Source organism: Ligilactobacillus pobuzihii E100301 = KCTC 13174 (assembly GCF_000349725.1).
GTDB lineage: Bacteria > Bacillota > Bacilli > Lactobacillales > Lactobacillaceae > Ligilactobacillus > Ligilactobacillus pobuzihii.
The window spans coordinates 1-20,667 of record NZ_APCP01000004.1 but is presented as its reverse complement, the minus strand read 5'-3'; the positions used below and the strand labels follow the sequence as shown (position 1 = coordinate 20,667).

Genomic DNA, 20,667 nt, shown 5'->3' with positions numbered 1-20,667 from the left:
ACTTTTAGCTCTAAATCAGCGATAAACCGGGCTTTTATTGCTAGGGCAACAGAAATATGGTATCGTTACTTTGGTAATAAAAACGATAGATTTGAAAAAATAAGATTGGGATGAAATGTTGATCATGGGTAAAAATGTTGCTGTTTTAGGTGCTGGTTCTTGGGGAAGTGTCCTGGCCAATGTTTTGGTTGAAAATGGGCACCAAGTTGAACTGTGGACTTATAAGACGCCACAAGCTGATGAGATCAATTCACAACATACAAATAATAAGTACATCAAAGATTATTATTTTTCTGAAAAATTGCATGCTACTACGGATATGGATGCTGCTCTTGACGGAGTAGATGTTGTTTTATTCGTTGTACCAACGAAGGCAATTCGTGAGATCTCAGTTCAAGTATGTGATATTTTACGAGATAAAAATAATGCGCCGTTGATCGTGCATGCTAGCAAGGGTTTGGAATTAAAGACATACAAACGTGTCTCTCAAATCATTGACGAAGAGATCCCTTCAGGCTATCGGAGTGGTATCGTGGCTTTATCAGGCCCAAGCCATGCTGAAGAAGTTGCTCATCATGACCTGACTTTGATCACAGCTGCTAGTGAAGATCTCGATGCTGCCAAAGAAGTGCAAAAATTATTCATGAATAATTATTTGCGGATCTATACTAATCCTGACCTGTTAGGGGTCGAACTTGGGGCAGCGTTTAAAAACATCATCGCTTTAGGTGCGGGTGCTTTACATGGCCTTGGTTTTGGTGATGATGCCAAAGCGGCTTTAATGACCCGTGGTTTAGCTGAGATCAGCCGTTTAGGTGTGGCTTTTGGTGCTGATCCATTAACGTTTATTGGTTTGTCAGGTGTTGGTGACCTAGTTGTGACATGTACTAGTGTCCACTCACGTAACTGGCGTGCTGGTGATCAGCTAGGCTCTGGCAAAAAATTACCCGATGTCATCGCTGATATGGGAATGGTCATCGAAGGGATCAATACCACACAGGCAGCTTATGAACTGTCACAAGAAAAACAGATCGATATGCCGATCACTGAGGCAATTTACAATGTGTTATATCGAGGCGCCGATATCAAAGAGGAAGTTGGCGGTTTGATGACACGCGAGGGTAAGTCGGAAGAAATTGCCCAGAATATGGTCGACTAAACTAAATAATTGAAATGTCAAGTCAGCCTCGACTGTAGAAAGGTACGCTATTTCTCACGGTTGAGGTTTTATATTGGTTGTGTTCAATTATTTTGTTAAGGAAATATTGCTTTGTATAATTGACAGTGGCAGAGCAGTTCTTTAATATTTAGGTTATTGTGATTCAAAAAATTCAGGGAGATTAAAATGGCTAAAATTGAATTAAAATATATTACAAAAGAAAGTCCCTTGCTGATCGATAAAAAAGAAAAAAACAAGGGCGTCGTCCAAACAGCTGAAAACGATAGCTTCTGGCAGTTACGGGGTATCTCTTTAAACGTTAGCGATGGCGAAGCAGTTGGTTTAGTCGGAATGAATGGTTCTGGAAAAGCAACTTTACTGCAGATCATTGCTGGCGTTACGCAACAAACGACTGGATTTATTACGACTTCTAGTCGAATCAACTTTGCTTCCGTCACTCATGGTTTGACCGACGATCAGACTGGTCTCGAAAATATTCGGACCAAGATCAGTCAAGCGCAGATCGATAGTTTTAAAGGCGACCATTTGACCAATGGTGTCATTAACTTCTGTGAACTTGGCCAATGGCTATATCGTCCCGTATCTGAATATTCCGTTGGGATGCGCGCACGACTGAGCTTAGGGATGGCTTTATACATTGAACCCGAACTTGTTTTGATCGATGACTTGTTTTTCTTATTGGATCAAGACTTTTTCCAAAAAACTTCGGCCCGTATCCAACGCTTGAAAGATCTCGGAGTTTCATTTTTTATCAGTGATTCCCGTGGTTTAAACGTAGAGGCTTTTTGTGAACGGACTGTCTGGTTGCAATTTGGTGAACAACAAGACTTTGGGCCATCGCAAGACGTCATGCAACAATACCAGTATTTTACTAACTATTACTATGGTTTGAGTTTGCCGGAACAAAATGATTATCTGGCAAAAAAACAACAAGAACAAGTTAACTTTGACATTGATCGTTTGTATGATGAATTTAAGGGCGAGCAATATAAACAAGGCTATACCAGAAAAGATGAGCCGCGGATGCGCAAAGCCTTTTTTGTTGAACGTGGTTCGGATCCAGTAGTTAAAGAAAAAGAGCGTAAAGCAGGATCTACGACAGAAACAACGACTACGGCTGAAAACCAGCCTAAAAAGTCTGGTAAATGGGGCTGGATCGTCACGGTTGCATTGATCATCTTGTTTGGTGGTGGCTGGTGGCTAGCAGACAGTCAACAATTTAGCCTAAGTGGCAAGCAAGCCAATGAGTCTTCAAAGATGGCTGAGCGTCAAAAAGCAGACTCTAGTTCTTTGGCAGCTGCGAAAAAAGATGCAACTTCAGATCCTAAGAATAATGATTCGACGAAGGCTGACAAGAGCTCTAGTGAAAAGAAAGCTAGTTCTTCTAAGAAAGAAAGCTCGGAGAAAAAGGCAAGATCAAGTAAATCAAGTTCAAGCAAAGATAATTCGAGTTCCTCTTCGGAAGAAACACAAACAGTTAATGTGAGCGATGGTGAAACGATTGGTCAGTTAGCTCAAAAATATGCAACGTCTGTTTCAAAGATCCAAGAGCTTAACGATATGGGTAGTGACGTTAATTTGACAGCTGGTGACTCAGTTACAGTGCCAAAATAAATTTTTTAAATTGTTAGAATTATAGTATAATTCAATTATGTGAACATTTTTATTGGAGTGGTGGAAAAATATGGATGCTGATCCTGGACAGCAGTGGAGTTTGCTAATTTTAGCGGTTGTTTTATTAGTAGTTGCTTTTTGTTTTGCTTTATATGAACAAACTTTAAGAGCAACGACGACTCAATCCCTAGAGAATATGAGTGCCGCTTTTTCCGTGAACAAACAAGAAAAAGTGGCAAACTTAGTGAAAAATCTTCCTCGTGAATATCAATTGGCTCATTGCGCACGTTTGACTAATTGTTTAGTGGCTTGGTTGCTTATTGTTACTAGTACACTGTCATCGTTAAGTGGTAGTTTGACAAACTTTATAGGTGGAGCGATCGTATTCGGACTAGTCATTAGTTTGATAGACGATCCTTTATTTGTGAAATTGCCGCTTAAGTTAGTAGATGGTTCGGTAACTAAACGTGCACTAAAGGGTTATCTATATGGACACTGGACGGTGGTCTTATTTGTTCCGTTGGTTTTTATCACTGATTGGTTAGGATCAGTCCTTGGTAAAAATAAAAATGCGCCAGTCGCGCCGACACAAGTCATGTCATGGCAAAATATCGTCGATATGATCGAAGAAGGTCGTAGTAAAGGTGAAATTGATAATGATGAATATGAAATGATCGAAGGTATTTTATCATTGCATGAAAAGATGGCTCGTGAGGTAATGGTCCCGCGAATCGATGCTTTTATGATCGATATCAATAACGATAATGACCGTAGTATTGATGATATTTTACAGATGAACTATTCACGTGTGCCAGTTTACCATGAAGATAAAGACGATATCATTGGTGTGGTCCACATTAAAAACCTAGTTAAAACTGCTCGTCGATTTGGTTTTGAACATACAACGATCCGCCAGGTGATGCAAGAGCCGTTCTTTGTACCTGAAACGATCATGATCGACCAGTTGATTTATGAAATGAAGAAAAAACAAAATCAAATGGCAGTCTTGTTGGACGAATACGGCGGCGTTGTTGGGATCGTGACCCTCGAAGATCTGATCGAAGAAATCGTGGGTGAGATCGAAGACGAGTCGGATGAACCTGATCAAATGGTCGTTTCATTGACTCCAGCAGATTTTCTTGTCCAGGGCCGAATGGCTTTAGATGACTTTAATGATGAATTTGGGATCGATCTACAAAATTCTGACTTTGATACAATTGCGGGATTCATGATCACACAATTGGGTTATATCCCAGAAGAAACCAATGTTGATTCAGTCGAGTTAGACGATGGTACTAAATTAGTCGTGCATAAGATGGACGGTGATCGCTTGTTACAGATAGAAGTTGAGCTATCCCATGCAGCGGTAGATTATCGGGTCGCGCGTGAAAAATCACAGAAAAAAGCCCAGGAAAAGCTTGAGTTGAATCAAGAAAATAAGTAAAATTACAATCAGATAGTAATAGCTGGACCGGTTTGTTCGGGATGAGTCAAAACCGGTCCGTTTTTTATGAAAATGCTAAATTAATAAAATGAGGAATAGTGAGAAATATGGATAAAAATAAGTTAGATAGTGAAGTCGATAAACGACGTACGTTCGCGATCATCTCACACCCGGATGCAGGTAAAACAACAATCACTGAACAACTTTTATTGTTTGGTGGTGTTTTGCGTTCAGCGGGAACAGTTAAAGCGAAAAAAAGCGGAAATTTTGCGAAGTCTGACTGGATGGAGATTGAAAAGAAACGTGGTATCTCTGTTACTAGTTCAGTGATGCAATTCGACTATGCAGGCAAACGGATCAATATATTGGATACTCCAGGGCATGAGGATTTTTCTGAAGATACTTACCGAACATTGATGGCCGTTGATTCAGCTGTGATGGTGATCGATGCAGCTAAGGGGATCGAGCCACAAACTAAGAAATTGTTCCAGATCTGTAAGATGCGGGGGATCCCGATCTTTACTTTCATGAATAAGTTGGATCGGGACAGCCGTGAACCGCTTGATCTGATCAGTGAACTTGAAGATGTTTTGGGTATTGACGCTTACGCCATGAACTGGCCGATCGGAATGGGAAAGGGACTCAAAGGTTTGTACGATATTTACAATAACCGGATCGAACTTTACCATTCAGAAGATAAAGGACAAGACTTTTTACCGCTCAACGACGATGGTACTTTGGCAGTTGATAGTGATTTAGCTACTGACAGTATTTATAAGCAGGTACTTGATGAAGTCGAGTTGGTAAAAGATGCCGGCAACGAATTTGATCCTGAAAAAATTGCAGAAGGAAAATTAACACCAGTCTTCTTTGGTTCTGCTTTAACTAATTTTGGAGTGAAGACTTTCTTGGATGCATATCTTCAGTTTGCACCAGCTCCAGCAGCCCACCAAACAGTTGCTGAAAATAAAGTTCAACCCGATTCAAAAGATTTCTCAGGTTTTGTTTTTAAGATCCAGGCCAACATGAACCCGCAACATCGTGATCGAATCGCATTTGTGCGAATTTGTTCAGGTGAATTTGAACGCGGCATGGATGTTAATCTAACACGGACCAGTAAAAAAATGCGTCTATCAAATTCAACGCAATTTATGGCTGACACCAGAGAAACAGTTGAAAACGCCGTAGCAGGGGATATTGTTGGCCTATATGATACGGGTAATTTCCAAATTGGTGATACGATCTATACAGGGAAGAACGTAGTCGAGTATCCAAAATTACCACAATTTACACCTGAGATCTTTATGCGTGTTACGGCTAAAAATGTGATGAAGCAAAAATCGTTTCATAAGGGAATGCAGCAGTTAGTCCAAGAAGGTGCGATCCAGTTGTACCAGAGTTATTCAACTGGGGATTATATTTTGGGAGCTGTAGGACAATTGCAGTTTGAAGTATTCCAGTTCAGGATGTTGAATGAATATCATTCTGAAGTTGTAATGACGCCACTCGGTCATAAGATCGCACGTTGGATCGATCCGCAACAGTTAGATGAAAATATGGCTAGTTCGCGGAATATGTTAGTTAAAGATTTAAACGAGCAACCGCTGTTCTTATTTGAAAACGAATTTGCGGAACGTTGGTTTGCTGACAAATATCCTGACGTTAAGTTATTCTCATTGCTCTAAAAAAGGAGCAAGTCATACCTGGCTTGAACAATTTGGGTGTAAAATAAATTACAAACTAAAAAACTCGTTTGCTTTACTTACTTTAATGAGTAGGTTTGGTAAACGAGTTTTTGTTATTTAAATTTTAAGTACTCAGCTAACAACCAGCCAGAGTCAGTTACATGATACCATTGCATGCCGTTAATATTTTTGTGTGCGGAAAGTTGGACTTTTTTGCCATCATTAAGCTGAGCAGTTTTTTTACCACAAGGGAGGTCGTATAAAGTGACTTTTTTGCCAGGGATAAAATCGATCTTAGCACTTACGTTCAATGAAACTGCATAACTTTTAGTCACCTGTTGGGTCTGCTTTACTTCATTTAGATACTGTTTTCTTTCCATTAGTTGAGTGTGTTGACTGTTTTTGACCCAAGTGTTCCCACCCAGACAATACCAGAGGATACCATCCGTAGTTCTAACAGACTTGTAAACTTGCCATAGCGTATTCTTGGCTAGGGTCATTTTTAACTCTTGCCCATGTGGTTCACTGATGCATTTAATAAAATCCGTGACTTTTAGCAAACGTAAACTTTCATCAACATCTTGCCATAATTTCTGACGGTACAAATATGTGACAAACTGTTGGCGTTCTAAAAAATGCCCTGTGACCGGTCCGTTGGCCTGCATTAAGCGATAATTAGCAAAACTTGGTGCAACTAAAGAATATGGTGTATTTAACTTGCCGTGCACAAACTCAGGCTTAGCCAGTAAGTTCTGTTGGTCGATATCCTTGGCTAGTAGCCACACAGCTGCTGCTTTTCGCCTTTGATAATGGACTTTGATCACTCCGTAACGTTCAACAAAATTAGAAGTATAACCTTCAATTTGGCTAACATAGTAATCGCGAAATCTTTTAACATCCAGTTCCACTTCTTGTCCGCGATACCCGTGTAGGATTGAAGCATCAGTTAAAGAGGCTTGTTGTTCATCTAAATATAACACTAACAAAGTGGCAGGCATCAGATGAGCACTAAGTGGCTTTGGGGTAGTTGCCCGTGTTTGTTTATCGACCATAGTATTTGGTGTGCCGTGAGGTTCTTTTTGTGTTTTAACATTTTTAGTTGAGTCCGCTCGTTTTGAAATATTTGGTTTTGCTGGTCCTATTGTTTGAGTGGAAAGTGGTGTTTCATTTTTATTAGTTGAAAATTCTTTTCTGAGGGCTTTTAATCCTCTTTTGATGACCGCCAATGGGTCAAATCTTGCCATACTGTTCACCTCTCCCACTAAAACTACTTAATTTTATTTCTTATCTTTTATTATACCGTAAATTACAGGCTTTTTTAAACACGAATTATTTTTTGGCCAAAAAACACCAAAAAGCAAAATAAACTAACATTGAGAAGTAGTGTCAATGACAAAAAAGTATATTTTGCTAGGTGTTTTGTTATTCAAATTTTTGGATCACTAATTACTAGTAACTTCGATCTCGACGACCTTGCCGGACTTAGAAATCGTGGCATCCTTTCTAAGGTCACCTAATAGGTGCTCTAAGACGAAGTTGAGTTCATCATCTGTAATTGGACGCAATTTATTCGAAATCACGATCTCATGTGTTTTAGCTTTTTTCTTATGAACAACGATCGAGTTACCTAAGCTGTATACTTTGATAAAATGAGCAGGCGAGAGTCTGAGTTCCTTGTTGATCTGACGAGCGTAGCTGTTTGTTACATCTACTAAATTCATCATTTTTCAGTCCTCCTAACTTTTTCTTCATTTATATTATATATTAAAAATTACAAATACAACAACTGTAACTCTCAAAAAACTGTTTATTTTTTGGTATGTGAAAAATGGAGATGATCGTGAAATAAGCGAAGATTTTTGCTCATATGTTTGAAAAAGGGCCGTCAGTCTAACCAAAATGGGTTAGACCGACAGCCCTTAGACGTGTTTTAAAAGACTGAATCCTTACTGAAACAACGATTTTTATTTTTTTCACTTTACTAAGATTCAAAAGAGCACGACCGTCGTTTCAAATCGACTTCGAAATATCTTTTATCTTACACTTTTTATATCAGCTATTCATTTTTATCGGCACTATCGTTTTTTTCTGTGTCTGTCTTTTTTTCTGGTTCATCATTTTTAGTGATCTTGATCTCGCCATCTTCTAGGCGGGCTGATAAGTTTTGGCTGGAAGGATCGTCGAGATAATAATCAGCAATCTTATCTTCTAACTGTTCTTGGATAACACGGCGCAATGGACGTGCCCCCATCTTTGGATCATAACCAAGATCGACCAATTTGTCAGCAACAGGACCAGTTACGTGCAATTCGATCCCCTTATTAGCTAACATCTCGTTGACTTCATCTAACATCAAAGAAACAATGTGGTGTAAGTTTTCTTTGGTCAAAGCATTGAATTCAACAATACCATCAAAACGGTTCAAGAATTCAGGCTTGAAGTACTTGGACAAATTGTCTAAGATCGAGTGCGTTTGGCCAGAAGCTTCAGCACCGAATCCGACAGAAGCAACAGAATCCCCACTGCCAGCATTGGATGTCATGATAATGATAGTATCTTTAAAGGAAACAGTCCGTCCCTGTGAATCTGTCAAACGGCCATCATCCAAGATCTGCAAGAATGTGTGCAAGACATCTGGATGTGCCTTTTCAACTTCATCGAGTAAAATCAAGCTGTACGGGTGACGACGAACCTGTTCAGTTAATTGTCCAGCTTCTTCATAACCCACATAGCCAGGCGGTGAACCGATCAACTTAGAAACTGAGAATTTTTCCATGTATTCACTCATATCAAAGCGGATCATGGCATCTTCTGTACCAAATAATTCGCGCGCCAACTGCTTAGCAGTTTCAGTTTTACCAACACCAGTTGGACCTACAAAGAGGAATGAACCAATTGGACGTCCTGACTTGTTAAAGCCGACACGATTACGCCGAATAGCGCGGGCAACTTTTGTGACAGCCTGATCTTGTCCAATGACATGATTTTCAAGAGAGGATGCCAAGTTTTTCAACTGGGATTGTTCTTTGGCCTTTAATTCACCAACAGGAATATCAGTCTTTTCTTCGACGATTTTTTCCATATCTTTGTCAGTGATCTTAGGTGTTGCTTCATCAGATGAGGAGTTATCCTTCATCTTCTTAAACTTGGTAACTTGATCCCGATAATAAGCTGCTTTTTCGTAATCTTCGTCTTTCAAGGCTGCTTGTTTTTCTTTTTCAGCTTGGTTGATTTTTTCATCCATTACGGCCGGATCAACTGTATGGATCGTCAAGTTCTTCTTAGAACCTGCTTCATCCAAGAGGTCGATCGCTTTATCAGGTAAGAAACGATCTTGGATATAACGGTCTGATAGAGTAGCGGCTGCTTCAAGTGCTTTTTCTGAAAACTTAACATGGTGATAGTCTTCATAACGACCACTGATCCCTTGTAAGATCTTGACCGTTTCTTCAACTGAAGGTTCATTGACTTGAACTGGCTGCAAACGACGCGCGAGTGCTGCGTCTTTTTCGATCGTACGGTATTCATTCAAAGTCGTTGCACCAACTAATTGTAGGTCACCACGAGCAAGAGCTGGTTTCAAGACGTTACCAGCGTCCATGCCGCCTTCAGCATTACCAGCACCGACAATTTCATGGATCTCATCAATAAATAAAATAGTATCTTTAGCTTTTTTGACTTCATCCATCAATTGTTTCATTCGTTCTTCGAATTGACCACGGATCCCAGTTCCTTGCACTAGAGAAACTACATCTAGACGGATAACTTTTTTATTTTGTAATTTCTGAGGCACATCATTATCCACGATTTTTTGAGCTAATCCTTCTACGACAGCCGTTTTACCAACACCAGCTTCACCGATCAGGACAGGATTATTTTTAGTCCGACGGTTTAAGATTTCGATCACGCGCTCGATTTCTTTATCACGGCCGATCACTGGATCAATCCGACCATTTTGTGCTTCACTTGTTAGGTCCAGACCATATTGACCAAGGATCGTATTGTTGCCGCTATTGCGGCCGTTTCCACCAGCTGCTTGAGTAGGTGGGACTTGTCCTTGTTGCTGTGCACCTTGCTGGTCACTGGACATTGCACGGAAAATGTCATCCAAATTACCAAAACCAAATGGGTCTTGCATCATTGAACTTGGACGATTGTTATTAGTATTCCCAGCTTGATCTTTTAACTTGCGGTAACAATTTTGGCAAAGATCGATCGATGTTTGCCGACCATTGATACTGGTTGTCAAGTGGATAGTTGCTGGATTTTGATGACAATTCTGACATAACATATATTTATTCACGACCTTTCATAAAGATCAGTCTAGTTAAGAGTCAAAATCTTTTTGACCTTCTTTGACCTTTCATAATTTTATTATACAAACTTCTGAGAAAAGTTCAACCCATACGCATCGAAAAATATGAGATCAACGTGCTATAATTACACATAAAATGAAAAGAGGGGAAAGCACAATGGATAAGGACTACGGGCAACTATTGGAGCAATTGCGATCTGGTGAGATAAATCAGCTAGAGATCTCAACCGATGAGTTTATGGACTTTCAAAAGGCGTTGATGGAATATTCACATCGCAAAAAGGTAGTTGGAAAAGCTAAGCGAGGTGGTGGTGCACTCTATCACTATGAGCATGAATCAGAACATGAATAAATGTTTAGTTAACTTAATAAGAAACTTATGTTTTGGATTAGGGATATGTTTTGCAAAATATATTTCTTAAAACTAAATTTTCTGAAAATATTGTGAGCGAATTTTAACTTTTCAGGTTCAATATTCGGTCCTTGTCAGCTGTCTTAGGCTTCAATTAAAAATGACAGGCTTTACTGACAACTCAAAACTAACTTGTTTTATCATATGATACATGGTATTATTTTTTTAGCGAGTTTTACTATGGAATAGCTTCTGGTGGACATTATGAAATGTAACCGTGTTCGAGAAATTTGTCATTTTTTTCATAGGTCAAACTCAACAATTTTTATACTTAAAGGAGAATGGTTTAAAATGGAAAAGAAAGACTTTCACGTAATTGCAGAAACAGGTATCCACGCTCGTCCCGCTACTTTATTGGTACAAGCAGCAAGTAAATTCAACTCTGACATCACATTGGCTTTCAATGACAAGTCAGTTAACTTGAAATCTATCATGGGCGTTATGTCATTGGGTGTTGGCCAAGGTTCAGATGTTACGATCACTGCTGAAGGCGCAGACGAAGCAGATGCTATTGCCGCTGTTGCTGAAACAATGAAAAAGGAAGGACTTGCAGAATAATGACGAAAATGTTGAAAGGGATCGCAGCCAGTGATGGTATTGCCGCAGCTAAAGCTTATATGCTTGTGCAACCCGATTTATCATTTTCCGAGACTACGATTGACGATCCTGAGGCCGAAGTTAGCAGATTAAATGATGCTGTTGCAGCTTCTAAAAAGGACTTGGAAATCATTAAAGCAAAGGCTGCTGAAAACTTAGGTGATGAAGAAGCACAAGTTTTCGAAGCACATTTAACCATTCTTTCTGATCCAGAAATGTTAGGTCAGATCAGTGATAAGATCAAGAATGATAAAGTTAATGCCGAAGCAGCGGTCAAGAGTATAACTGACATGTTTATTCAAATGTTTGAAGGCATGACAGATAATGCGTATATGCAAGAACGTGCTGGTGACGTTCGTGACGTTACTAAACGTTTGCAAAGTCACTTGCTTGGCGTGACGATGCCAAGTCCTGCTTTGATCGATGAAGAAGTTATCATTGTGGCCCATGATTTAACTCCATCTGACACTGCTCAGTTGGATCGCAAGTTTGTTAAGGGCTTTATTACTGATATTGGTGGACGGACATCGCACTCTGCAATTATGTCGCGGACGTTAGAGATCCCGGCAATCGTGGGTTCTGGTAATGCTACTGATGAAGTAAAGGCTGGTCAAAAAGTTATCATTGACGGTATTCACGGCGATGCTTTAGTTGAGCCAACTGACGATGAATTAAAACAGTATGAACAAAAAGCAAAAGATTTTGCCGCTCAAAAAGCAGAATGGGCTCGTTTGAAAAATGAACAGTCTGTCACTGCTGACGGCAAACAAGTCACTCTAGGTGCTAATATTGGTACACCCAAAGATGTTGAGGCTGCTACTGATAATGGTGCTGAAGCTGTGGGTTTGTTCAGGTCTGAATTTTTGTATATGGATGCTTCTGAGCTTCCATCTGAAGATGATCAATTCGAAGCATATAAACAAGCCGTTGAGGGTATGAATGGCAAGCAAGTCGTTGTTCGGACGATGGATATTGGTGGGGATAAGGAATTACCTTACCTACCGTTACCTGATGAACAAAATCCGTTCTTAGGTTACCGTGCTATTCGGATCTCCTTGGATCGCCAAGATATTTTTCGAACACAGCTCCGTGCTTTGCTTCGAGCTTCCGCTTATGGTCGCTTAGCGATCATGTTCCCAATGATCGCTACGGTCAAGGAATTTAAGGATGCTAAGGCGATTTTTGAAGAAGAAAAAGCCAAATTAGTTGCAGACGGTGTTAAGGTCTCTGACGATATTGAAGTTGGTATGATGATGGAGATTCCTGCTGCTGCAATGATTGCGGACAAATTAGCTAAGTATGCGGACTTCTTTAGTATTGGAACGAACGACTTGATTCAATACTCAATGGCCGCAGACCGGGGTAATGAGCGCGTTTCTTACCTATATCAACCGTACAACCCTTCATTGTTGCGCTTGATCAAAAACATTATCGATGCTTCTCATCAAGAAGGCAAATGGACTGGTATGTGTGGGGAAATGGCTGGTGACCAAATCGCTGTGCCACTCCTTGCAGGCTTAGGTTTAGATGAATTTTCAATGAGTGCTACTTCGATCTTGAAGACACGTAGCTTGTTGAGGAAACTTGACACCACTAAGATGAAAGAATTGTCTGATAAGGCAGTTACTGAATGTGAAACAACTGAAGAAGTTGTTGACTTAGTGCATCAATATACTGATTAGTTTAAGGTCTTATTGAAAGTCCGTGCTATTCTTTAGGGGATAGCATGGACTTTTTTTGATTACATAGAGATTGACAAGCCTGCTTCAGGCGGGGTATAATCCGGTTTGTCTTTTTTTGGAAAGCTTAATTATTTAAGAAATAATTCTATTACTTGGCATTTAGTTGCTTATAAGCAATGAAAACCATATAATGAAACATGACTATTATTCAGACTAAGGGGGATCTACCGTGAATATAGGTATATTTACAGATACATATTATCCACAGGTTAGCGGTGTGGCAACGTCGATCAAAACATTGCGCGAACAGCTAGAAAGTTTAGGGAATAATGTGTACATTTTTACAACTACGGACCCTAAGGTAGATAAAAATGTATTTGAAAGGAATGTCTTTCGTTTTGCGAGTCTTCCTTTCATCTCATTTACCGATCGCAGGATCGCGGTACGTGGGCTGTTTCAAGCTTATGAGATCGCCAAGGAATTAAATTTAGATATAGTTCATACACAAACTGAATTTTCAATGGGAATAATTGGCAAATTTGTAGCTAAAAATTTAAAGGTCCCATGTGTGCATACTTACCATACGATGTATGAAGATTACCTGCATTACGTTATGAAAGGGAAGTTTTTAAAGCCAGTACATGTTAAGCAACTCAGTAAAACTTATTGTGAACATATGGCAGGTATCGTTGCTCCAAGTACGCGTGTGTCAGATACTTTAACTAGTTATGATATTAAAGAACCGATCTCGGTTATACCGACTGGTGTCGATGTTCGCAAGTTTGCTGGCACAAAAAATAACGAATTACGGCAAAAATACAATATTTCTGCAGAAACCCCGCTCATGTTAACTTTGAGTCGAGTCGCATTTGAAAAAGACATTGATCGTTTGATCGACGCTTTTCCAGAAATTCAAAAACGTGTACCTAATGTTAACTTGATGATCTGTGGGGACGGTCCCGCTAGACAATCATTGATGCAGCAAGTTGCCCAAATGAATTTAAGTGACAAGGTTATTTTTACTGGTGAAGTTGATCATGATGATGTGCCAGCTTATTATCATATGGCAGATCTATTTGTTTCGACCTCTATTTCAGAATCGCAAGGTTTGACTTTTGTTGAAGCTCTCGCTGCGGGGTTAAAGGTCGTTGCGGCCAGCAGCCCTTATACAGATGATTTATTAGATAATAAGAATGTAGGTTTCGCTTTCGATACACCAGTACAGTTTGTCAGTCAGGTAGTCGATTATTTGAACGAACCGGCTAAGTATAATGATGAGAGTTATCGTCAAGAAAAAATTGCTAGCATCTCTGCCGAGAATTTTGGTGAACAGATTATGCAATTTTATCAGGATAGTTTTACTTCCTTTGAAGAAACTACTACTAGTCGATCACGTGAAAGCATCTAAGGGTTTATTTAGGAGCGTTTAATATGTTAACAATACGAATGTATTCATCAGCGGCTAAAGTCGATGGTCAAGGTGTCGGCAGTGCTTATTCCGAATTGATCCATTTATTAGAAAAACACTATCCAACAGAAATAAATTTGATTGTCAATCGTTTTGGTAGTACTGACATCAGTCATTTTCATACGATTGATCCGCAGTTTTATCTTTATACTTTCTCACCACGTAGTGGGCGTAAGATTGGTTATGTTCATTTTTTGCCTGAAACTATGCAGGGTAGCTTACAGATGCCTGCTTGGATGTTAAGGATCTTTAACTCGTATATGATCTCTTTTTATAAACGAATGGATGCTATCGTAGTTGTTAATCCGTCTTTTATTCCTAAGTTAACTGCGTATGGTATCCCAGAAGAAAAGATTACCTATATTCCCAATTTTGTTTCTAAAAAGGAATTTTACCCGTTACCACAAGAACAAAAAAGGCACTTAAGGACAAAGCATGGTTTTTCTGCAGATAAATTTACCGTGATCGGAGTTGGACAAGTCCAAGAGCGGAAAGGCGTTTTTGATTTTATTAAATTGGCTAAAAGAATGCCTGACATTCAATTCGTATGGGTCGGTGGTTTTTCTTTTGGCAAAATGACTGACGGTTATGCAAAACTTAAAAAAATCGTGGATGATCCGCCAGCTAATTTAAAATTTCCAGGGATAGTTGCCCGTAAAGAAATGAATGAATATTATAATATGGCTGATTTATTCTTACTGCCGTCTTATAATGAACTTTTTCCGATGAGTGCTTTAGAAGCATTTAGTTGTGAGGTCCCAGTTTTGTTACGGGATTTAGAGCTATATTACTCGATCATCAATGGTTATTATGAACCAGCTGTTGATATTGATGAGATGGAAACTAAAATTCGACAGTTAAAAGATGAGCCGGTTGCATTAGATAAATTAAAACAAAAAGCGTCAGCTGCTGCAGCCTATTACAATGAAGAACACTTGGCTGAGATCTGGCGTGATTATTATGAAAAGCAAGCAAAAATGGAGCATTGATGAACTGGAAAAATAGATTAAGTTTTATTGCTGTTCTTATAATAGGGATAGGCATCTTTTTATACTCGATGAAAGATGTTTCCTTTAACGTGGTACGCAATGAAATAATAGATTTAAAATGGCCATGGTTGGCCGTTGGTTTTTTAAGCATGATAGTTTCGTTATTGATTGAAGGCGCGATCGTTTACGTACTTTTAAAAAAACAATACCCAAGTTTCCGTTTTCGTGATGCCTTTCGAGTACCGTTGGTCGAGCAATTATTTAACGGGATCACGCCCTTTCAAAGCGGTGGTCAACCAGCACAACTTTTTGCTTTATTACAATCGGGGATCGATGTTGGACGTGCGACTTCTAAGATGTTGATGAAGTTTGTGGTCTATCAGTCGATAATCGTGGTGTGTTTTGTTATCAGCTTGATCACACAATTTCATTATTTAGCAGCTAAACTACACGTTTTATCAGCTTTCGTGATTTTTGGTTTTTTTATCCATTTTTTTGTGATCGCAGGTTTATTGATGGTGATGTATTGGCGTTCTTTTACTAAGAAACTTGTCTATTTTTTTCTGAAGCCTGTCAAATGGTGGGGAAAACCGGCAACGTATGCTCGTTATGAAGCATATGCTACTAAAAAAATCGACACATTTTATCATGAAAGCTTGAGTTTACGTGATGATCCGTTAATGTTAGTCAAAATTAGCTTGTTAACTTTGGGCCAATTGATCTTTTATTATGTTATCCCGTACTTTATCTTGCTTTCTTTACGAGTGACAGATATTGACCCATTAATGGTTGTTGGCATGCATATTTTAATTGTGATGATCATTTCCCTATTTCCACTGCCAGGTGGTTTGGGGGGAGCAGAATTTAGCTTTTCGATTATTTTTTCCACATTCTTAGTCCAGGATAGTAAGGTAGTATTAGCCATGATATTATGGCGTTTGATCACTTATTATTTAGGTATGTTCTTAGGGATGGTAGCTTTGGCTGTTAAACCGCATCGGATAAAAGATAATGAATGATAACTGAGGATTTCCAGCGTGATGCTGGAATTTTTTGTTTCTAAGGTTCCAACTCTTTAAGTGGAGTTTAAATATCGTTAAAAAGTTGACTTAAAACTAGCTAATTTAACAATTTGAATTTTATTTTGAATGAAAAAATGTTATTATCAATTTTGTATGTAACAGAGATATTAGGCGATGATACATGGACGTGTCATGAGCCCGCTAGCATTTTAGAGAGCAGGAAAGGGGTTTGTCATGGAAAATTCACAATTAGTTGCGATTATTTCTCGCTTAGATGCGATGATCAAAAGTGCAGAGGATGAAGTTGTTTCAAGACGTTTTGAAAAAGAGGGCGAAGAACGTGGCGTAGTCACATATGACCCGAAAGAAAACGCCTTTGAATTAGAAGAAATCAGTACTAAACAAAAATTCCAATTCGATAACATCGATCTTGCTGCTATAGAAATTTACGACCTGCTTGATTATTGATTATTAAGTTAAACTGAAGATATTGTATTTTCAGTTTTTCTTTTTTTATCAATCCTTTATACTTGTCAGCAGGCAAGTTTTAAATATGGAGGAAATTTTTATAATGAATTCGTTTTTTAAAAAAACTCGACAAGTTTTTAGTTCCAGAGGAGGTTTTTTTTGGATAGTCCTTTTTTTATTCTGGCTTAAAACTTATTTGACATATCAAAATAACTTCAGTTTAGGTATTAATAATGCAATGCAACAGTTTTTGTTGTTTTTTAATCCTATCCCGTTTGGCCTACTTTTATTAGGGATCGGGTTATATTTTCGTGGTAAATTGACCTATTGGATCCAGATCATTGTTAGTTTAGTCCAGTCGATCTGGTTGTTTGCAAATACATTATATTACCGTGAGTTCTCAGATTTTTTATCGTTTGGTATTATTAAATCTTCTAGTTCTGTTTCTAATAATCTGGGAACTAGTATTTTAGAGATCATACATCCCACAGACTTCTTAGTCTTTCTTGATGTATTGATTTTGATCTTGATGATGTCGTTTAAAGTGATCCAACCTGATATGTCTACCACGAAGAGACGTTATGGTGCTATCAGTTCTGTGGTAGCTGTTGTTTTATTTAGTATCAATTTGAGTTTGGCTGAAAGTGATCGGTCACAACTGTTGAGCAGAACCTTCGATAATAATTATATTGTGAAATACCTTGGTGTTGATTTTTTTGCGGGCTATTCCGCTTATCAAACTCACCAACAAACTGCTACTAGAAAGAATGCTAGTAAAAGTGATGTTGATAAAGTCTTAGATTTTGTTAATAAGAATCGCTCACAACCAAATGTGTCGTATTATGGTAAAGAAAAGGGCAAGAATGTCTTTATCCTTCATTTGGAGAGTTTTCAACAGTTTATGATCAATTACAAGTCTGATGGTGAAGAAGTCACTCCGAATATTAATCGCTTCTATAAAGATCAGCATACGATGTCTTTTGATAACTTTTTCCATCAAGTTGGTCAGGGGAAAACGTCTGATGCCGAAACTATGTTAGAAACTTCAATGTTTGGATTGCCATCCGGTTCAAGTATGACTTCCTATGGTTCTTCTAATACTTATCAGGCATTGCCAGCTATATTAGACCAACAGGGTTATTCTACTGCTTCGATGCATGGGGATGTTGGTAGTTTTTGGAATAGAGATAACACCTATAAGTCATGGGGCTACCAGTATTTCTTTGATTCATCCTATTACGATGATAAAGATGATTATAGTATCGGGTACGGTTTGAAGGATAAAATCTTTTTACAACAGTCTGCTAAGTATATTGAACAGTTACCTCAACCGTTTTATGCTAAATTGATCACTGTGACAAACCATTATCCATATGACTTGGATAAGCAAAATCAGTCGATCGATAAAACTAAGACCGGCGATAAGACCGTTGATGGTTATGTCCAAACTTCACGATACTTGGATCAGGCTTTTGGTGAATTTATAGATTACTTGAAGAAGTCAGGACTTTACGACAAGTCAGTGATCGTTGCTTATGGTGATCACTATGGTATTTCTGATAACCATCCGAAGGCTTTAGCAAAGCTTTTAGGTAAAGACTCTTTGTCTAGTTACGATCTAGCTATGTTACAAAAGGTGCCGTTTATGATCCATTCTAGTAATCTATCGGGTGGTATCAACCATACCTATGGTGGCGAAATCGATGTAATGCCAACATTGATGGATCTTTTGGGCATTAAAAATGACGATACGATCCAACTCGGCAATGATTTGTTGTCAACTGATCGTAATCAGACAGTTGCCTTTAGGAATGGTGACTTTGTTTCTCCGGATTTGAGTAAGATAGGAAGTAAGGTTTATGATAATCAGGGAAATAAGGTCAATACTAAGAAATTGACACAGCAGCAAAAGGATATACTGAAGGAACAACAAGATCATACTGATAAATCCTTGTCATTGTCGGATAAAATCACGACAGGAGATCTCTTGCGTTTCTATACTCCACAAAACTTCGATAAGGTCGATAAATCGCAGTATAAGTATAAATATTCCGATGGTATGAAGGCTCTTAAGGAAGCGCAACGTAAGAAAAAGACTAGTTTGATCGAGCAAAATGGTGGCAAGTCAACTGAGGACTTGTATAAAACTGATGCTCCTGAACTAAAAGATGATGATGAATAATAATTTGAAAGTCTTTCATTAAGTTGAAGGGCTTTTTTATTGCCTCATATGGCGAAAATCGTTTGATGGTGACTATTTAAAACGAATATGTGACACAGCAGTGATTTATAACCATAATGAGAAAGAAAATACATGGTCAATCGAATGTTGGACTTGTATCGATCTAGAATATCAAATAAATATTAGTGTGGCGGATCCTTTATTTTAGGTAGTAACAATGATTTTAGTGATTTTGACTAAAGGTTGAAAATTAAATAATGCAGAAAAGCCCCGACCTCTCGGGGTTTTTCTGTCTGAAAAATCAACTGCTTTTTCGAAACGGACCGTCCGCAACTGTCTGAATAACGCTCATACTAACTGGCAACAACTGGTCTGACTTGTTGGGCGCCAACTGATCGAGTATGTTCAAGACTTTACCGATTCTTGTCGGCGCCAAGCACTAATTATGATGATTCCTTATTTAAACGCGAGTTTTCTCAGAAAACAGAGTTATTAGCCCGAGTCTTTGATCATGACAAACAGCGTGTAAAAAAGAAAAATACTAATATCTGTTACCACAACTAGATAATATCAAGGATTTCGGTCTGTTTGTGTGCTTTCAACCTTTAGGATTTTGATAGTTGTGGTCAGTAAATTTAGTTTTGTTGAGCTATATCTTGTATTTCGTGATCGCAAGAATATTGAAAAACTAATTTTTTATTGGAGTGACTCTGGTCTGGAGTAGCTATTTTCTGAACTTTTATTTTACTTTTTTTAGATAGCCAAGCAAAAAGACTAACAATGAAATGATAAATTCGTTTTTTGTTTGTATTCAAAAATTAAAATTCAAAAAACAAAAAAAGTTATTGACGGGTCCACGAAATGTTGCTAAGATAGTATTTGTCGCTGAGGCGCTGATACAAAATTTTCTGTTTTGAAAATAGTAGTTGACAGTTTGCTGATCGACATTATATAATATTGAAGTTGTCGTTTTTACTTCATTTAATGATATTTAAATATTAGTAAATGAGTAAAATGTTTCAAATTTTCTTGCGATAAAGATTAGAATAATTGCTTGACATGATATGTCAGCGATGATACAATAATCTTTGTTGTCAAATAGTAAGTAGATCTTTGAAAACTGAACAAAGTTTCGACAAATCAAATGTGTGAGGTCGCTTATCTTAATGATAAGTGCAAACAACATTTGCGAAGTCAATTCGCTAGTAAAATTTATGAGTCACAAACTTTAAAATGAGAGTTTGATCCTGGCTCAGGACGAACGCTGGCGGCGTGCCTAATACATGCAAGTCGAACGCAATCTTTTAACAATGAGTGCTTGCACTCAGCGTTTTAAGTGCGAGTGGCGAACGGGTGAGTAACACGTGGGCAATCTGCCCAAAAGTGGGGGATAACACTTGGAAACAGGTGCTAATACCGCATCAACCGACTGACCGCCTGGTCGGTCGGGCAAAGACGGCGTAAGCTGTCGCTTTTGGATGAGCCCGCGGCGTATTAACTAGTTGGTAAGGTAATGGCTTACCAAGGTGATGATACGTAGCCGAACTGAGAGGTTGATCGGCCACATTGGGACTGAGACACGGCCCAAACTCCTACGGGAGGCAGCAGT

General features: G+C 38.6%; 15 protein-coding genes, 1 rRNA gene and 1 pseudogene. 14 read left to right on the top strand and 3 right to left on the bottom strand.

The window, feature by feature from the left end:
• Positions 1 to 124: 124 nt before the first annotated feature.
• The 4 genes from LACPOB_RS0100080 (at position 125) to LACPOB_RS0100065 (ending at position 5,923) form a co-directional block, all read left to right on the top strand.
• Positions 125 to 1,159: an NAD(P)H-dependent glycerol-3-phosphate dehydrogenase gene (locus tag LACPOB_RS0100080; protein ID WP_017866820.1), complete on the top strand. Its 1,035-nt coding sequence runs from the start codon at positions 125 to 127 to the stop codon at positions 1,157 to 1,159.
• Between the two features lie 186 nt (positions 1,160 to 1,345).
• Positions 1,346 to 2,794, top strand: coding sequence for an ATP-binding cassette domain-containing protein (locus tag LACPOB_RS0100075; protein WP_017866819.1), 1,449 nt, complete (start codon positions 1,346 to 1,348; stop codon positions 2,792 to 2,794).
• 70 nt (positions 2,795 to 2,864) lie between these two features.
• Positions 2,865 to 4,238 carry a hemolysin family protein gene (locus LACPOB_RS0100070; protein WP_017866818.1) on the top strand — a complete coding sequence of 458 codons (1,374 nt, stop codon included), beginning with the start codon at positions 2,865 to 2,867 and terminating at the stop codon, positions 4,236 to 4,238.
• Positions 4,239 to 4,345: 107 nt separating this feature from the next.
• Positions 4,346 to 5,923, top strand: a complete 1,578-nt coding sequence (locus LACPOB_RS0100065; protein ID WP_017866817.1) for a peptide chain release factor 3 — start codon at positions 4,346 to 4,348, stop codon at positions 5,921 to 5,923.
• Between the two features lie 113 nt (positions 5,924 to 6,036).
• Here LACPOB_RS0100065 and LACPOB_RS0100060 read toward each other — a convergent pair whose 3' ends face one another.
• The 3 genes from LACPOB_RS0100060 to LACPOB_RS0100050 all read right to left on the bottom strand — a co-directional run bounded on the left by LACPOB_RS0100060 (position 6,037) and on the right by LACPOB_RS0100050 (position 10,214).
• Entirely contained in the window at positions 6,037 to 7,167 is a 1,131-nt protein-coding gene (locus LACPOB_RS0100060; RefSeq protein ID WP_017866816.1) for a MucBP domain-containing protein, read from the bottom strand.
• Positions 7,168 to 7,365: 198 nt separating this feature from the next.
• Entirely contained in the window at positions 7,366 to 7,647 is a 282-nt protein-coding gene (locus LACPOB_RS0100055) for a DUF1827 family protein (RefSeq protein WP_017866815.1), read from the bottom strand.
• Positions 7,648 to 7,979: 332 nt separating this feature from the next.
• A complete protein-coding gene (locus tag LACPOB_RS0100050; RefSeq protein WP_017866814.1) occupies positions 7,980 to 10,214 on the bottom strand; it encodes an ATP-dependent Clp protease ATP-binding subunit in 2,235 nt (744 codons plus the stop codon).
• A 181-nt stretch (positions 10,215 to 10,395) separates the two neighbouring features.
• On the opposite strand from LACPOB_RS0100050, the gene ykzS reads away from it, so the two are divergent.
• The 10 genes and pseudogenes from ykzS to LACPOB_RS0100005 form a co-directional block, all read left to right on the top strand.
• A complete protein-coding gene (ykzS, locus tag LACPOB_RS0100045) occupies positions 10,396 to 10,590 on the top strand; it encodes a protein YkzS (protein ID WP_017866813.1) in 195 nt (64 codons plus the stop codon).
• A gap of 351 nt (positions 10,591 to 10,941) precedes the next feature.
• Positions 10,942 to 11,208, top strand: a complete 267-nt coding sequence (locus LACPOB_RS0100040) for a phosphocarrier protein HPr (protein ID WP_010497037.1) — start codon at positions 10,942 to 10,944, stop codon at positions 11,206 to 11,208.
• Positions 11,208 to 12,929 carry a phosphoenolpyruvate--protein phosphotransferase gene (ptsP, locus tag LACPOB_RS0100035; protein WP_017866812.1) on the top strand — a complete coding sequence of 574 codons (1,722 nt, stop codon included), beginning with the start codon at positions 11,208 to 11,210 and terminating at the stop codon, positions 12,927 to 12,929. Before LACPOB_RS0100040 ends, ptsP begins: the two co-directional genes overlap by 1 nt.
• Before the next feature lie 229 nt (positions 12,930 to 13,158).
• Positions 13,159 to 14,337, top strand: a complete 1,179-nt coding sequence (locus LACPOB_RS0100030; protein ID WP_017866811.1) for a glycosyltransferase family 4 protein — start codon at positions 13,159 to 13,161, stop codon at positions 14,335 to 14,337.
• 23 nt (positions 14,338 to 14,360) lie between these two features.
• Complete coding sequence (locus tag LACPOB_RS0100025) at positions 14,361 to 15,386, top strand: glycosyltransferase family 4 protein (RefSeq protein WP_017866810.1); 1,026 nt, start codon at positions 14,361 to 14,363, stop codon at positions 15,384 to 15,386.
• A complete protein-coding gene (locus LACPOB_RS0100020; RefSeq protein ID WP_017866809.1) occupies positions 15,386 to 16,405 on the top strand; it encodes a lysylphosphatidylglycerol synthase transmembrane domain-containing protein in 1,020 nt (339 codons plus the stop codon). The genes LACPOB_RS0100025 and LACPOB_RS0100020 overlap by 1 nt, the downstream gene beginning before the upstream one ends.
• Before the next feature lie 237 nt (positions 16,406 to 16,642).
• A complete protein-coding gene (locus LACPOB_RS0100015; RefSeq protein WP_017866808.1) occupies positions 16,643 to 16,876 on the top strand; it encodes a YkuJ family protein in 234 nt (77 codons plus the stop codon).
• Between the two features lie 103 nt (positions 16,877 to 16,979).
• Positions 16,980 to 19,058 carry an LTA synthase family protein gene (locus LACPOB_RS0100010; protein WP_017866807.1) on the top strand — a complete coding sequence of 693 codons (2,079 nt, stop codon included), beginning with the start codon at positions 16,980 to 16,982 and terminating at the stop codon, positions 19,056 to 19,058.
• Between the two features lie 310 nt (positions 19,059 to 19,368).
• Positions 19,369 to 19,583, top strand: a pseudogene (locus LACPOB_RS12860) (IS4 family transposase); the annotation flags it as partial.
• Positions 19,584 to 20,287: 704 nt separating this feature from the next.
• A 16S ribosomal RNA gene (locus LACPOB_RS0100005) occupies positions 20,288 to 20,667 on the top strand; the annotation flags it as partial.